Source organism: Mesorhizobium sp. (genome assembly GCF_965229135.1).
Taxonomy (GTDB): Bacteria; Pseudomonadota; Alphaproteobacteria; order Rhizobiales; family Rhizobiaceae; genus Mesorhizobium.
Genome location: NZ_OZ245860.1, coordinates 108,710 through 122,931, shown reverse-complemented (window position 1 = coordinate 122,931; position 14,222 = coordinate 108,710). Strand labels below are relative to the sequence as shown.

Genomic DNA, 14,222 nt, shown 5'->3' with positions numbered 1-14,222 from the left:
CTTTCAGCCGAGACGAAGGAGCAATTCGACGGGTGCAAGAATGCCGCCTTCAAGCGCGGCGGTGAGATTGGCGATCTTTGTGCGAGCGTTCGCGCCCATGATGAGCCCGACATTCGGCGGTGTCCTGCCCTCTGCCTGCGCGGCGGCCATGCCTGCGCGGACCGAGGCAAAGAATTCAACGGCGAAGGCACCACGGGGGCGTTCCTGGATGACCGAAAATCCTGCTGCCGCAGCGGCCGAACGATAGTCGTCCGGCGTCGACACGAACGACATGCTCTCGTCCGATGCCCATGGCAGCGGATAGGTCAGCGGCCCGTCTTTCAGGCGCATCACATCGTAGACGGCAAACATGCCGCCCAGCTTGAGCACGCGCGCCGCCTCGCTCATCAACTTCGCCTTGTCGGGAAGGTTCATGCCGACATGCAGGATCATGGCCGCGTCGAAGCTTGCGTTGTCGAACGGCATGTCCAGCGCGCTGCCTTGCAAGAAGTGCGTGGTGCCGGCCATCCCGGTTCGGTTCGACAGGCTGGTCGCGATGTCGACATAGCTTTGCGTCAGGTCGATGCCGGTGACGTCGACATCGCCGGTCGAGGCGACAAATCGCGCCGGGCCGCCGACGCCCGACCCTATGTCGAGCAGACTGGACCCTGGCCTGAGCCCCATCTGATTGACGAGTTCCCTCGTAGCGACCACACCGCCAATGTGGAATTCGTCGACGGCTTCGAGATCGCTGGCACGCAGATTCGCAACGTCCACCCCCCTTTCGGCAAGCGCGGAAAGGATTCGCTGCTCGAGGTCCGATATCTCGTAGTGACGGGCGATGCCCGGTTCCACCGTGGACATTGTCCCTATCCCTGCATCAGACTCCTGTGGATGCTCTCCGCGGCGTCGCGCCCCTGCGCAACGGCCGAAACCGTCAGGTCGTCGCCACCAAAAATGCAGTCGCCGCCGGCCCAGACCTTGGCCAGCGATGTGCGCCCTTCCGCGTCGACCTTGATGCGGCCGGCTTCAAGTTCGATCGATGCGCCGCTGCCGTTGAGCGCGGCCGGGACAAAACTCTGGCCGATCGCCTTGAACACCTGGTCGGCGACGAGCGTCAGAGTCTCGCCGGTGCCGGCCAGCCTGTCGTCGGTCAGCGCGGTATATTCGAGCTCGATTGCACTGACCTTGCCACCGTCGGCGACCACGCGCTTCGGCTGCAGCCAGTGGCGGATGGTGACGCCGTTGGCGGAGGCCAGATCCTGCTCGAACCCGGAAGCGTTCATGTGTTCCTGCCCGCGACGGTAGCAGATCGTCACCTCCTCGGCGCCGAGCAGCTTCGACTGCACGGCCGCGTCGATCGCCGTCATGCCGCCGCCGATGACGACGACGCGGCGCCCGACTGGCAAGCCGGAAAGATCGCTGGCCTGGCGCAGTTCGGCAATGAACTCCACCGCGTTGGTGACGCCGTCGGCATCTTCGCCATCGGCGCGCAGCGCGTTGACGCCACCAAGCCCCATGCCGAGAAACACGGCGTCATAATTGCGGATCAGGTCCGACAGTTGGTAGTCGCGGCCGAGCGCCTTGCCGTTCTGGATGTCGATGCCGCCGATGGCCGTCACGTAGTCGACTTCGGCCTGGGCGAAATTGTCGACGCTCTTGTAGGCGGCGATGCCATATTCGTTGAGACCGCCAGCCTTTGGCCGCGCTTCCAGGATGGTGACGTCATGGCCGTGGCGGGCCAGGCGATGCGCGGCGGCAAGGCCGGCCGGCCCCGCCCCGACCACGGCGATCGTCTTGCCGGTGGATTCGGCGCGCTTGTAGAACTGTTTGTTCTCGCCCATGGCGACATCGGTGGCGTAGCGCTGCAGGCGGCCGATCTGCACCGGCTTGCCCTCGGCCACCTCGCGCACGCACACTTCCTCGCACAGCGTCTCGGTCGGGCAGACGCGTGCACACATCCCGCCAAGAATGTTCTGGTCGAAGATCGTCTTGGCCGAACCGATCGGATTGCCTGTCGAGATCTGGCGGATGAAGAGCGGAATGTCGATCGAGGTCGGGCATGCATTCATGCACGGCGCATCGTAGCAGAAGTAACAACGATCGGACTCGACCAGCGCCTCGTGGTGATCGAGCGGCGGATGCAGGTCGGAAAAATTGTCGGCATACTGGTCTGGCGAAAGCCGTCCGCCCGCAATGCCTTCCTTGAACTGGCCCTCTGGCATTCTCAGTTCCCCATGTTTTGTTTTGGGGAAGGCTAGCACGTTTTATTTTTTTATCAATTGGTCAATTTTCGACATAAGCCATTGAAATGTCCGGATAATAACATGATTTTTTTACTCATGTTATAGGCGGATCAAGCTGACTTGGGCCGTTGTGCCTGCCCTAGAGTAATACTTTCTCGGCCGTTTGTCGGATTTCCGTCGCGAAGATCGTCCTAGGATGGATCGCCCCCCGATCGACAACTGGAAACGTAAGGAGCCCGACATGGCAAAGTCCCCGATGCCCTTCTTCTGGTACGAGTTGATGACCACAGATCTCGATGCAGCCGAGGCGTTCTACACAGCCGTCGTCGGCTGGAAGGCGGAAGCTTTCGACAAGGCGCCCGGCATGCCGCGCTACATCGTGGTCAATGCCGGCGATCGCGGTGTCGGCGGGCTGATGACCATGCCGGAAAATGCCAGCAAGATGGGCATGCCGCCCGCCTGGATCGGCTACATCCACACCAAGGATATCGAGGCCTCGACGGCATCGCTGAAGAAGGCCGGCGGCGCGGTGCATCGCGCGCCCGACGAGATCCCCGGTGTCGGCCGATTTGCCGTGGTGGCCGATCCGCAAGGCGCGACCTTCATGTTCCTGCAGCCCAACGGTCCGGACCAGCCGGTGGTGCCTGCCACCACGCCCGGCCATATTGGCTGGCACGAACTCTATACGAGCGACTGGAAGGCCGCCTTCGACTTCTATTCCAGCGAGTATGGCTGGGCCAGGGCCGGCGAGTTCGACATGGGCGAGATGGGCATCTACATGACCTTCACGGCAGGTCCAGAATCCGGCGGCGGCATGATGAACAAGCCTTCGCAGATCCCCGTGCCCGTCTGGCAATTCTATTTCAATGTCAAGGGGATCGACGCGGCGGCCAAACGTGTCACTGACAATGGCGGCAAGGTGCTGGTGGGCCCGATGGCGGTTCCCAGCGAGCAATGGATCGTCCAGTGCCAGGACCCGCAGGGCGCGCATTTCGCGCTTCTGGCACCCGTGCGCTGAACCGGCCCATACCGGCCGGATCTCATCGCGCCGGACGGCGCGATGAGACGTCAGCGGGTCATTCGGGCGCCAGAACCGCCACCTTGATGCTCCGATCCTTCGCGCCACTCAGTTGAATGGTGGCCGGACCGGCCGACAGCTTGAAACGAATGCTCTTGCGAATGCCAGCACAGGTTTTTGCCGCGCTGTACCCCACCGACTTCGTCGCATGGTCGTCCTGGATGACATCGATCCAGGCCTCACCGGAGAGGCTTATCTGCAGTTCTCCCTCAGGCGGCACGTCTACGTTTGCCGTCGCACCGAACGTGCCGTTTGCCGGCGCGCGCTGAGGCGGAACGGTGAAGCTGGCCGTGTCGACCGGAACCAGTGTCACGTCGGCGGCCTCGCCGACAGCCAAGGAGACGCCAGGCTGCGCAAGCGGCGCCGCGGCAAACAGTGCCTGCTCGCGTGTCACCGGCCATTTGAAAGCAGCGCAGCCGTCATCGGCCGCATTGGCCAAGCCGGTGCCTGCAAGGATCGCGAACAAGCTGAAGACAACTTTTTTCATGACAAAGGCGGCTCATATGGTTTTGAACGTCCAGACAACAGTACAACCATGGAGATTATATTGCAACCTCCGGGGGAATTTATATGAGCGCTGAGAAGTGAAAATTCCAATCACCGATTGTTGAAGGCCCGCCGCGGGGAAGTGAATGGTCCATTGCCGGGCGATAATCTATGGCCGGGCCGGGAGGGATAAATGGAGTTCTAGATGAAGCTTTTCGAAGGGCTTACCCGATATCAGCCGCAAGCGCTCGGCGTGCTGCGCATCATGACCGCGCTGCAGTTCATCGAACACGGTTCCCAGAAACTGTTCAATTTCCCGGTGGCAGCCCAGCCCCATGTCCTCAGCGGTCTGCCGCTGACCGCGGGCATCCTCGAATTCGCCGGCGGCATCCTGCTGGCACTTGGCCTGTTCACCCGTCCGGTCGCGTTCCTCCTGGCCGGCGAAATGGCGATCGCCTACTTCATGGTGCACATGCCGCGCGACTTCTTCCCCGTCAACAACAGCGGCGATGCGGCGATCTCCTTCTGCTTCATCTTCCTCTATCTGGTATTCGCCGGCGCCGGCGCCTTCGCGCTGGACAACCGCAGCGCCTCGTAGGCGCCTCTCGGCGCTGGATTACGCCGGCTTGCGGGCAATCAGACCGGCGAAGGCAATGAAGCCGAAGAATGCGCCGGCCTCGACGCGCCTTCGCGCCGCTTGCTTCAACCCGTCGGCAAGTACGGTATCGAACCGCTTCTGCCCGGCCAATATGTCGGCGCCCCGATCGACCAACGTCAGCATGTAGTCGGCGTCGCTGGTCTGGGCATAGCCATAGCTTTCGAAGCTCTCTACGACAAAGCCTTCTGATGCCGCCAGCAGCGGCAGCCGGCGGGTCAGCCAGCGGTCATGCACCAGGGCCGCCACCGCCGCTTCGACGCAATCCTGAAGCGGATCATGATCGCCAGTGGCGACCGTCGCGGTTGCGTAATCCCCGTCGAAGACAGCCAGCAAGCCGCCAGGGCGCAGCACGCGTAGCGCTTCCGCCAGCGCTTTTTCAGGGCCGGGCACATGGGTCAAACAAGTATGGAAGACGACCACATCGAACGAATGGTCCTCCAGCGGCAGGTCGCGCGCATCGCCCTCGACGAACCTTAGATTAGGAATAGCGGAGCCAAGTTCCCTCGCCTTGGCCAGGAATATCGGTGACGGGTCTATGCCGACGACCTCGCCGACCTTCGGCCAGCGCGCCAGCTCTCGGCATACCGGCCCCGAGCCGCAGCCCACCTCCAGCACGCGCGCCTTCTCGGGAAAATCGACCTTCGAGATGAAATCCCGGCGGATCGCCTTCAGGCGCGGATCGGCGGCCCGCACTTCCATGGCGTTGACGAGCACGGCGACGACCGCCGGATCAGCGGCCGTGATCTGCGAGTAGACATCGGGCATGGCGGACCTGCAAGCGTTGCGCGGCCTGTCGCCACGCCCGCACATCATAGCGAAAGGTCGCCTGCCGAAGTGGGCCAGCAGCCTCGTGCCGTACTAGCCACGCGTCCTCTGAAAGTTGGCGTCGAACAGTGGTGCCGCCTGCATGCGCGCGACATGGCGTTTGCCCAGCAGCTCGATCTCGAAGCCATCGGTCTCCTCGGCGATCTCCTTTGGCACATAACCGATGGCGACCGACTTTTTCGAATGGTGCGCGTAGCCGCCCGACGTCACCCAGCCGCGTACCGCGCCGCCAAACCAGATCGGCTCGTCGCCGATCACATCGGCATCATCGGCATCGACGATGAAGGTGCGCAGGCGCAGCTTACCGCCCTGCTTGCGCTCGACGAGCGCCGCCGCCTTACCGATGAAATCCGCCTCCTTGCCATAGGCGACGAAGCGGTCGAGCCCGGCCTCCAGCGGCCCGTAGATCGGGCGGTATTCGCGCCCCCATGAGCCGTAATTCTTCTCAAGCCGCAGCGCGTTGAGCGCCCGTGAGCCGAACAGGCCGATCCCGAATTCGGCACCCGCCGCCATCAAAGCCTGATACGCGGCGCGCTGATATTCCGGCGTCACCCAGATCTCGTAGCCGAGATCGCCAGTGTAGCTGACGCGGCCGACAAGGCACGGCGCCATGCCGATATCCATCCGGCCGATGGCCATGAAAGGAAATGCCGCGCTCGACACATCCGCGCGCGTTGCCTTTGCCAGCACATCGCGCGCCTTCGGCCCGGCGATCGACAGGCCGGTAAGCCTGGTGCCCAACACCTCGATGTGGACGTGGCCGTCCCCGGGCAGATGCTTTTCGAACCAGCGCATGTGGTATTGCTCGGCAATGCCGGAGCCCGCGAGGAACCAGCCTTCTTCTCCGAGATTGGCCAGCGTGAAATCGCCGATCAGCCTGCCGTCTTCCTTCAGCATCGGCGCCAGCGTCATGCGGCCTGGCTTGGGCAATTTGCAGGCCAGCATCCGGTCGAGCCAGTTGGCTGCCCCCTCGCCTGACACCTTGTATTTGGCGAAGCTCGAAATCTCCGACAGGCCAACTCCGTCGCGAACCGTGTTCACCTCGTTGGCGACATGCGTGAAGTCGCTCGAACGCCGCCAGGAGAACTCGTCCTTGACGCCTTCGGGCGCATACCACAACGGAACTTCGAGCCCGTAGGCAACGCCGAACTGAGCGCCCTTGGCCGACAACAGATCGTAGACCGGCGTCGTCTTGAGCGGCCGGCCGGCCGGCAATTCCTCGTTGGGGAAGCGGATCGAGAAGCGCCGCGAATAGTTCTCGCGCACCTTGGCATTGGTGTAGGCCATCGTCGCCCAGTCACCGTAGCGCGCGACATCCATCGCCCAGATGTCGGCGCCGGGATCGCCTTCGATCATCCAGTTGGACAGCGCCAGCCCGACGCCGCCGCCCTGAGAAAAGCCGGCCATGACGCCACAGGCGACCCAGAAGCCCGGCAGGCCGCGCACCGGCCCGACCAACGGGTTGCCGTCGGGCGCGAAGGTGAATGGTCCGTTGATGATCTGCTTGATGCCGGTGTTCTGAAAGGCCGGGAAATGCCGGAAGCCGACCTCCAGCGACGGCGCGATGCGGTCGATGTCGGGCTCCAGCAGTTCATGGCCGAAATTCCAGGGCGTCTGGTATTCGGACCACGGCTTGTTGGCCTTCTCATAGGTGCCCATCAACATGCCGCCGCGCTCCTGGCGCAGATAGAGTTCGCCGTCGAAATCGACGGCGTGAATGATCTCAGTGCCGGTTTTCTGATTCCAGGCAGCCACCTCCGGCATGTCCTCGGTGATCAGGTACATGTGCTCCATGGCCAGCACAGGCAGTTCCAGCCCGACCATGCGGCCGACCTCGCGCGCCCAAAGGCCGCCGGCATTGACGACATGCTCGGCCACCACTTCGCCCTTGTTGGTGATGACGCGCCACATGCCGTCGGCGCGACGCACGATGTCCTCGACCTTGGTGAAACGTTCCACCTCGGCGCCCAGCTTGCGCGCGGCCTTGGCATAGGCATGGGTGACGCCGGACGGATCGAGATGGCCGTCCTCGGAGTTTCTGACGGCGCCCACGAACTGCTTGGGGTCGAGCAGCGGCATCAGCTCCGCCGCCTCCTTGGGCGATATTTCCTCGAGATCGATGCCGAGATAACGCCCCTTGGCGACGACGCCGCGCAGCCAGTCGAGCCGTGCCTCGGTCGCCGCCAGCAGTACGCCGCCGGTCAGGTGCACGCCGGTCGCCTGCCCCGACAGTTCCTCGATCTCCTTGTAGAGCGAGATCGTGTATTTCTGCAGCTTGGCGACGTTGGGGTCGCCATTGATCGTGTGCATGCCGCCGGCGGCGTGCCAGGTCGAACCCGAGGTCAGTTCATCGCGCTCCAGAAGCACGACGTCGGTCCAGCCGTGGCGGGCGAGATGGAACAGAACGGAGCATCCGACGACGCCACCGCCAATGACCACGACCTTTGCATGCGATTTCATGAGTTCTTCTCGTTACTTTAGGAGTTGGATGGGGGAGTGGATTCTGGATGGGAGGGCAATGATTCATCGTTTTCAAAGATCGGCGCTGCCCCTCATCCGCCTGCCGGCACCCTCTCCTCGTTCTTCACGGGGAGACGGTAAGGGTGAGGGGCGGCGCCGACTTTCGAAGACCATCACGGTTCGCCCTGCCCGATCGTTTCCTTGCGCTTGGCCACATAAGTCTCCAGCGCCTCGCGCACGGCGATATCCATCACCGGCTCGACGTAATCTTCCAGCGCCTTCTTCCACAGCCGCGTCGCGCGCGCCGTGGCGTCGAGGCTGCCAGCCTCTTGCCAGGCCTCGTAATTCTGCCAGTTGGACAGTATCGGCTGGTAGAAAGCGGTGGCGTAGCGCTCCAGAGTGTGCGGCTCGCCGAAGAAATGGCCGCCGGTCGGCACGGCACCCAGCGCCTCGACGGCAAGCTCGGCCTCGTTGACTTCGATTGGGCGCAAAAACTCCATCATGTGCTGGATCATTTCGACATCGATGATGAATTTTTCGAACGACGCCGTCAGCCCACCCTCCTGCCAGCCGGCGGCATGATAGACGAGGTTGCCGTGGCCGAGCACGGCGCCCCACAGCGCCATCAGCGTTTCATAGGCGCCTTGCGCGTCCGCCGCGTTGGAGGCGGAGCCCGGCGTGGTGCGATACGGCAGCCCATAGCGTCGCCCCAATTGGCCGGAGGCGATATTGGCCTTGGTGTTCTCCGGCGTGCCGAAGGCCGGCGCGCCCGACTTCATGTCGACATTGGAGGTGAAGGCGCCATACATTACCGGCGCTCCGGGCCGCACAAGCTGCGTCAGCACCACGCCGAACAGCGCCTCGGCGTTCTGCTGCGCCAACGCGCCGGCCAGCGTTACCGGGCTCATCGCCCCCATCAGCGTGAAGGGCGTCACCGCCACCGACTGGCCGAACTCGGCCATGGTCATCAGCCCCTCCGCCATCATCTCGTCGAAACGGCGCGGCGAGTTGACCGAGATGATGGTGGTGATGCCAGGATCATCAGCCATCTGGTCGAGCGTCAGGCCGCGTGAAATCGCCATCATCTCGATGCCGTCCAGCGCTCTGCCCCGGCCGATCGCCGAGACGTGAAAACTCTTGTCGGTCAGCGTCAGGTTGGTGAAATAGGTGTCGAGATGGCGGGAATTCGCCGGCAGTTCCACTGGCGCGCAGACCTGGTTGCCGAGCATGTGGATGCAGTGGAAATGCTGCGCCAGCCGCGTCAGATCTGAATAGTCACGCAGGTTTCCGGCGCGGCGGCCGCGTTCCATGTCGTGCACATTGGGCGGCCCGGCAACGAGGGTGAAGTTGATGATGTTGCCGCCCAGATGAACGGTCTTGGCCGGATTGCGCGGTGTCAGCGTATAGCTCGAGCGCGTGGTCTTCAGCGCCTCGGCGACCATACCGCGATCGATGCGGACATTCGCCGACGCATGGTCGACCTTGGCGCCTGCCTTCTCGAACAACGACAGCGCCCGCGGGCTCATCACCTCGATGCCGAAATTCTCCAATATGTGCATCGAGGCCTGATGGATCGCCTCGATCTGGTCGGCCGAGAGCATCGCCATGGGCGGATAGGGATTTCTAACCTGCCGCGGCGGCAGTTGCGGGATGGCCGATGGCCCCCTGTTGCTGGTGCGTTCGGCGCCGCGCTTGCGTCTGGGTTCATTCATGCCGGGCATCAAAGCCCCGGCATGGCGATCAGGCTGTCAAGAATTCGTCATTTCCGGGCGTGATTTTATCCCAGGCGGCATAGTTTCGAAAGCCATACGATGAAAGCGACACGCGAGGTCGAAATCGTCTTCGTCGATCCCGCCGGCCGCGATGCACCGCGCCCCCGCGTTAACGGACGCGGAAAGATTCCTTTTATGTTTTCGGCCTAAAGCTCTCCCAATGCGTAGGTCGAGTTTTAGTAAAATTGTCGCGGTTTCCGTACTGCTGGCGCTGTCGGCCTGCGCCACGGCGCCAAGCCATATCAACAATGTCTGCGCCGTCTTCGACCAGAATGACGGCTGGTTCGACAATTGGCAGGCGGCGGCCGAACGCACACAGCAGAAATACGGCGTGCCGGTCCCCGTACTGATGGCGACGGTGCGCAAGGAGTCCGGCTTCAAGAGCAATGCCCGGCCGCCGCGCACCAAGCTTCTCGGTTTCATTCCCTGGAAGCACGTCTCCTCGGCCACCGGCTTTTCGCAGGCGCTGGACGGCACCTGGTCGCAATATCAGAGCGAGACCGGCAACTGGGCGGCGCGGCGGACAAAATTCGCCGATGCCGTCGATTTCGTCGGCTGGTATCATTCCAAGACAGCCGACACCTATGGCGTCGCCCGCAACGACACATACAATCTCTATCTGGCCTACTATCTCGGCTGGACCGCTTATGGCCGCGGCAACCGCGGTGACGCGGGCGTGCAGAACTATGCCCGCGCCACCGAGAAGATGGCCCGCGACTATGCCGAACAGCTGAGGCAGTGCGGCAACTGACAGGGTTGCCGCGACTGGAAAAAATCAGCGCGGCTTCTTGCCGAACACCCTGATGTATTCGGCCTCGCCACCCTCGGCGAGCGCCTTGGCCTGGCCAACCCAGTCGTCACGCTCGATGCGGCCATGGAACTGGATATGGTGGTCGACCCAATCGCGCTCGGCCTTGCTCCACGCCGCCACTTGCTCGAAGCGATAGATGCCGAGTTCGTTCAGGATGGCTTCGATCTTCGGGCCAACGCCCGAAATCAGCTTCAAATCGTCGGGTTGGTCCGGCCTGGAAATCCCCGCCGGTCGATTCCGCCCGGCCGCACCGTCGCCGCTTTCCGTACTGACGGCGGAGGAAACCCTGGCATTCTCGGCCTGGCGGCCGTCGCCCAGCGTTCTTGGCGTGAACGGCGCGGATGTGGCGTTGTCGTCGGTCGCCGGTCCGCCGGTTTCCGAAATCTCGTCGCGCACCTCATGACGGCGGGCTCGCGAAACGGCTTCGGCATTCTCGGCAGCCTCCCCCACGGCGTCAGCCTCCGCGCTGGCTGTCTTGCCGTGCGGCCGGTTCGGGGGCGTGCCGACGAAACCGGGGCCAGCGCCATGCGGCGCGTCTTCCGGCACACCTTCATGCGCCGCATGGTCCTTGTTGAACTTGATCACCGGCTCCATTGTCGCCAGCACATCATCGGAGAGCCAGCACAGGCTCATATGACCGCCGCCGAGGTTCTTCACCGGCGGCACCTTGGTCTCGCACAGATTGTCCGGCACCAGTTTCTTGTAGCCGCAACGCGTCTGGAACGGACAGCCGCTCGGCGGGTTCATGGCCGACGGAATGTCGCCTTCCAGCACGATATGCTTCTTGACCACACTGGTGTCGGCGATCGGGATCGCCGACAGCAATGCCTCGGTATAGGGGTGATAGGGCGGCGCGAAAATCTGGTCGGTGGTGCCTTGCTCCACGATATAGCCGAGATACATGACGACGACGCGGTCGGCGATGTAGCGCACGACCGACAGATCGTGGCTTATAAAGAGCATCGTCGTCTTGTTCTTGCGCTGGATGTCCATCAGCAGTTCGGTCACCGCCGCCTGCACCGACACATCGAGTGCCGAGACCGGCTCGTCGGCTACCACCACCTTGGCGTCGCCCGCAAAGGCCCGGGCCACGCCGATGCGCTGCTTCTGGCCGCCTGACAACTGGCGCGGCTTGCGGGTTTCGAAGGCCCGCGGCAGCTTCACCAGGTCCAGCAGTTCCAGCATGCGCTTGCGGCGATCGGCGACCGTCTTGCCGATATTGAATTTTTCCAGCGTGCGGATGATCTGCGAACCGACCGAATGGCTGGGGTTGAGCGTATCGAACGGGTTCTGGAACACCATCTGGATCGACGAGACCGTGTCGACGCTGCGCTTCTCGATGCCGGTCGACTGAATTTGCTTGTTGCCCAGCGTCACCGTGCCGGCACTTGCCGTCTCCAACCCGAGCAGCACCTTGGCCAGCGTCGACTTTCCGCAGCCGGATTCGCCGACAATGGCGACGGTCTCGGATTCGCGCGCCATGAAGGAGATCGTCTCGTTGGCCTTGACGACGCGGCCTTCGCTCGAACCGAACACCTCGCTGCCGCCGACCCGGTAATACTTCCTGAGGTCCTCGATCTTGAGCACCGGGGCGCCGGGCACGACGCGCTCGTTGACCTTCTTGGCGCCGGGCGGCAGCGCTTCCCAGTCGATCTCGTTGAAACGCACGCAGCGCGAGAAATGGCCTTCGTGGCCGGCGACCTCGATCATCGGGATTTCGGCCGCGTTGCAGACGCCCTCGACGAAATGGTGGCAGCGCGGGCCGAAATTGCAGCCTTTCGGCCGCTCATGCGGCAGCGGCAACTGTCCGGGGATGGAGATCAGCGGCCGCGAATTCTTGTCGGCTCCCGGCAACGGAATCGAGCGGAACAACCCTTGCGTATACGGGTGCCGCATCCGGTCGAACACGTCCTTGATCTTGCCGGTCTCGACCGCTTCGCCCGAATACATGACGGTAATGCGGTCGCAGGTTTCCAGGATCAGGCCGAGATTGTGGGACACGAAGATCATCGACGTGCCGAACTTCTCACCAAGCCCCTTGACCAGTTCGACGATGCCCGCCTCGACCGTCACGTCGAGCGCCGTCGTCGGCTCGTCGAGCAGGAGCAGCGCCGGCTTAGACAGCAGCGCCATGGCGATGACGATGCGCTGCTGCTGGCCGCCGGAAAGCTGGTGCGGATAGGAGCGCATCATGCGCTCGGGATCGGGCAGCTTCACCGAGCGCACCATATCGAGCGCGCGTTTGTAGGCCTCTTCCTTCGACACCTTGTCGTGGATCAGCGGCACTTCCATCAATTGCTGGCCGATCTTCATCGCCGGATTGAGGCTCGCCATCGGCTCCTGGTAGATCATGGCGATCTTGTTGCCGCGGATGGCGCGCAGCTCCTCGTCGGAGAGCTCGCCCATGTCCTTGCCCTGGAACTTGATCTTGCCGCCGACGATCTTCCCGATGTTGGAGAGGTCGCGCATGATGCCGAGCGACACGGTCGACTTGCCGCAGCCGGATTCACCGACGATGCCCATTGCCTCGCCCGGCATGACGGTGCAGGAAAAATCCATGACGGCCGGAATCTCGCCCTTGCGGGTGAAGAAGGAGATCGACAGGTTCTCGATCTCGATGATCGGGTCCGCGGGATTTCGAACTGCCTCATTCATGGGTCGCTCCAATCCTTGGTTTTCAGGCACGTCAGCTATTTCAGGTACGTCTGGTATTCCGGGAAGTCGGGCCGGGCCCGTCGATCAGTCTTTCATCGATTGCTCGCGCAGCGAGTCCGCCAGGAGGTTGAGCCCCAGCACGAACGACATCAGCGCGATCGTGGGCGGCAGTGCCGGATGGATGAAGGAGCGCAGCAGACGGCTGGCATCCTTGATCGCGGTGCCCCAGTCCGGGCTTTCGGGCGCCAGCCCCAGGCCGAAATAACCTAGCGTGCCGAGCAGGATGGTAGTGTAGCCGATGCGCAGGCAGGCATCGACGATCAGCGGCCCGCGCGCATTGGGCAGGATTTCCCACAGCATGATGTACCAGGGCGATTCACCGCGCGTCTGCGCCGCCGCCACATAGTCGCGCGTCTTGATGTCCATCACCAGGCCGCGCACGATGCGGAACACGCCGGGACTGGAGGCGAACACCACCGCCACGAAGATGTTGAGCTGGTTGGGGTCGATATGGACGATGTGCAGCGGGTCCCTGTCGAACACCAGGCCGAGGTAGATCCAGCCGCCAATGATCAGCGTCAGGCCGAGCAGGATATAAATCCGGTCGGGTCGGTTCTTGTAGCGTGTCCAGAACAGCACGCTGAAAAAGATGATCGGAAACAGGAAGAACACGCCGGCCAGCGCATAAGGGATGGGCGTATCCATGATGCCCGGTGTCACCAGCAGGTAGAACAGCAGGATGACCGGGAAGGCGAGGACGAGGTTGGCCAGGAACGACAGCACCGTGTCGATCTTGCCGCCATAATAGCCCGCAGGCAGGCCAAGCGTGATGCCGACCATCAGCGCGAAACCGGTCGCCGCAGGAGCGATGATCAGCACGATCTGGCTGCCATAGACCATGCGTGAAAAGACGTCGCGGGCCAGCTTGTCGCCGCCGAACAGATAGACCAGCCCCGATTGCGGCTCGACGGCGCCCGGCAGGACGTCCTTCATCACCGGAATCTGCCCCAGCGGATCGAAGGGCGAGATGGTTGACGCGAAGATCGCCGTGAACAGCCAGAACAGGCAGATGGCCACGCCGACGATGCCGACGCCACTGTCGAACAGCTGGCCGTAGAGCGCGAGCTTCTTCTTGTAGACGAAGCTTGCTCCCATGACGATGGCGAGCGCGACCCAGACCGGCCAGAAGCGCGAAAGCACTTCGAGCACGATGGTGAAGGCGCCGACATATTGGACTTGCATGCGCCTTCTC

10 protein-coding genes and 1 pseudogene are annotated in these 14,222 nt (G+C 63.0%); 3 read left to right on the top strand and 8 right to left on the bottom strand.

Translation table 11 applies throughout. The features are described from left to right. Window positions 1-3: 3 nt before the first annotated feature. Window positions 4-843: a class I SAM-dependent methyltransferase gene (locus ACO07C_RS00525; RefSeq protein ID WP_421912284.1), complete on the bottom strand. Its 840-nt coding sequence runs from the start codon at window positions 841-843 to the stop codon at window positions 4-6. A gap of 5 nt (window positions 844-848) precedes the next feature. After that, on the bottom strand, window positions 849-2,204 hold the full coding sequence (locus tag ACO07C_RS00520) for an NAD(P)-dependent oxidoreductase (protein WP_421912283.1): 1,356 nt from the start codon (window positions 2,202-2,204) through the stop codon (window positions 849-851). Between the two features lie 262 nt (window positions 2,205-2,466). Here ACO07C_RS00520 and ACO07C_RS00515 point away from each other — a divergent pair, with 262 nt between their 5' ends. Further along, entirely contained in the window at window positions 2,467-3,243 is a 777-nt protein-coding gene (locus ACO07C_RS00515) for a VOC family protein (RefSeq protein WP_421912282.1), read from the top strand. A 58-nt stretch (window positions 3,244-3,301) separates the two neighbouring features. On the opposite strand, the gene ACO07C_RS00510 is transcribed toward ACO07C_RS00515, so the two are convergent. Beyond that, window positions 3,302-3,790, bottom strand: coding sequence for a hypothetical protein (locus tag ACO07C_RS00510; protein WP_421912281.1), 489 nt, complete (start codon window positions 3,788-3,790; stop codon window positions 3,302-3,304). A 204-nt stretch (window positions 3,791-3,994) separates the two neighbouring features. Between ACO07C_RS00510 and ACO07C_RS00505 the strand changes: the two genes are divergently transcribed. After that, window positions 3,995-4,387, top strand: coding sequence for a DoxX family protein (locus tag ACO07C_RS00505; RefSeq protein ID WP_421912280.1), 393 nt, complete (start codon window positions 3,995-3,997; stop codon window positions 4,385-4,387). A gap of 18 nt (window positions 4,388-4,405) precedes the next feature. Here ACO07C_RS00505 and ACO07C_RS00500 read toward each other — a convergent pair whose 3' ends face one another. The 3 genes from ACO07C_RS00500 to ACO07C_RS00490 all read right to left on the bottom strand — a co-directional run bounded on the left by ACO07C_RS00500 (window position 4,406) and on the right by ACO07C_RS00490 (window position 9,444). Next, on the bottom strand, window positions 4,406-5,212 hold the full coding sequence (locus ACO07C_RS00500) for a class I SAM-dependent methyltransferase (RefSeq protein ID WP_421912279.1): 807 nt from the start codon (window positions 5,210-5,212) through the stop codon (window positions 4,406-4,408). Between the two features lie 93 nt (window positions 5,213-5,305). Further along, complete coding sequence (locus ACO07C_RS00495; RefSeq protein WP_421912278.1) at window positions 5,306-7,732, bottom strand: GcvT family protein; 2,427 nt, start codon at window positions 7,730-7,732, stop codon at window positions 5,306-5,308. 173 nt (window positions 7,733-7,905) lie between these two features. After that, window positions 7,906-9,444 carry a trimethylamine methyltransferase family protein gene (locus tag ACO07C_RS00490; protein WP_421912277.1) on the bottom strand — a complete coding sequence of 513 codons (1,539 nt, stop codon included), beginning with the start codon at window positions 9,442-9,444 and terminating at the stop codon, window positions 7,906-7,908. A gap of 220 nt (window positions 9,445-9,664) precedes the next feature. On the opposite strand from ACO07C_RS00490, the gene ACO07C_RS00485 reads away from it, so the two are divergent. Next, window positions 9,665-10,255, top strand: a complete 591-nt coding sequence (locus ACO07C_RS00485) for a transglycosylase SLT domain-containing protein (RefSeq protein ID WP_421912276.1) — start codon at window positions 9,665-9,667, stop codon at window positions 10,253-10,255. 525 nt (window positions 10,256-10,780) lie between these two features. Here the strand turns inward: ACO07C_RS00485 and ACO07C_RS00480 are convergent. Together ACO07C_RS00480 and ACO07C_RS00475 are read right to left on the bottom strand one after the other, a co-directional pair. Next, window positions 10,781-12,970, bottom strand: a pseudogene (locus ACO07C_RS00480) (dipeptide ABC transporter ATP-binding protein); the annotation flags it as partial. 84 nt (window positions 12,971-13,054) lie between these two features. Beyond that, window positions 13,055-14,212, bottom strand: coding sequence for an ABC transporter permease (locus tag ACO07C_RS00475; RefSeq protein ID WP_421912275.1), 1,158 nt, complete (start codon window positions 14,210-14,212; stop codon window positions 13,055-13,057). Window positions 14,213-14,222 lie beyond the last annotated feature (10 nt).

Excerpts from the sequence above, each read along its gene's own strand:
- ACO07C_RS00515 (WP_421912282.1), top strand. The coding sequence starts at position 2,467 with ATGGCAAAGTCCCCGATGCCCTTCTTCTGGTACGAGTTGATGACCACA.
- ACO07C_RS00505 (WP_421912280.1), top strand. The coding sequence starts at position 3,995 with ATGAAGCTTTTCGAAGGGCTTACCCGATATCAGCCGCAAGCGCTCGGC.
- ACO07C_RS00485 (WP_421912276.1), top strand. The coding sequence starts at position 9,665 with ATGCGTAGGTCGAGTTTTAGTAAAATTGTCGCGGTTTCCGTACTGCTG.
- ACO07C_RS00525 (WP_421912284.1), bottom strand. The coding sequence starts at position 843 with ATGTCCACGGTGGAACCGGGCATCGCCCGTCACTACGAGATATCGGAC.
- ACO07C_RS00475 (WP_421912275.1), bottom strand. The coding sequence starts at position 14,212 with ATGCAAGTCCAATATGTCGGCGCCTTCACCATCGTGCTCGAAGTGCTT.
- ACO07C_RS00520 (WP_421912283.1), bottom strand. The coding sequence starts at position 2,204 with ATGCCAGAGGGCCAGTTCAAGGAAGGCATTGCGGGCGGACGGCTTTCG.
- ACO07C_RS00510 (WP_421912281.1), bottom strand. The coding sequence starts at position 3,790 with ATGAAAAAAGTTGTCTTCAGCTTGTTCGCGATCCTTGCAGGCACCGGC.
- ACO07C_RS00490 (WP_421912277.1), bottom strand. The coding sequence starts at position 9,444 with ATGAATGAACCCAGACGCAAGCGCGGCGCCGAACGCACCAGCAACAGG.
- ACO07C_RS00500 (WP_421912279.1), bottom strand. The coding sequence starts at position 5,212 with ATGCCCGATGTCTACTCGCAGATCACGGCCGCTGATCCGGCGGTCGTC.
- ACO07C_RS00495 (WP_421912278.1), bottom strand. The coding sequence starts at position 7,732 with ATGAAATCGCATGCAAAGGTCGTGGTCATTGGCGGTGGCGTCGTCGGA.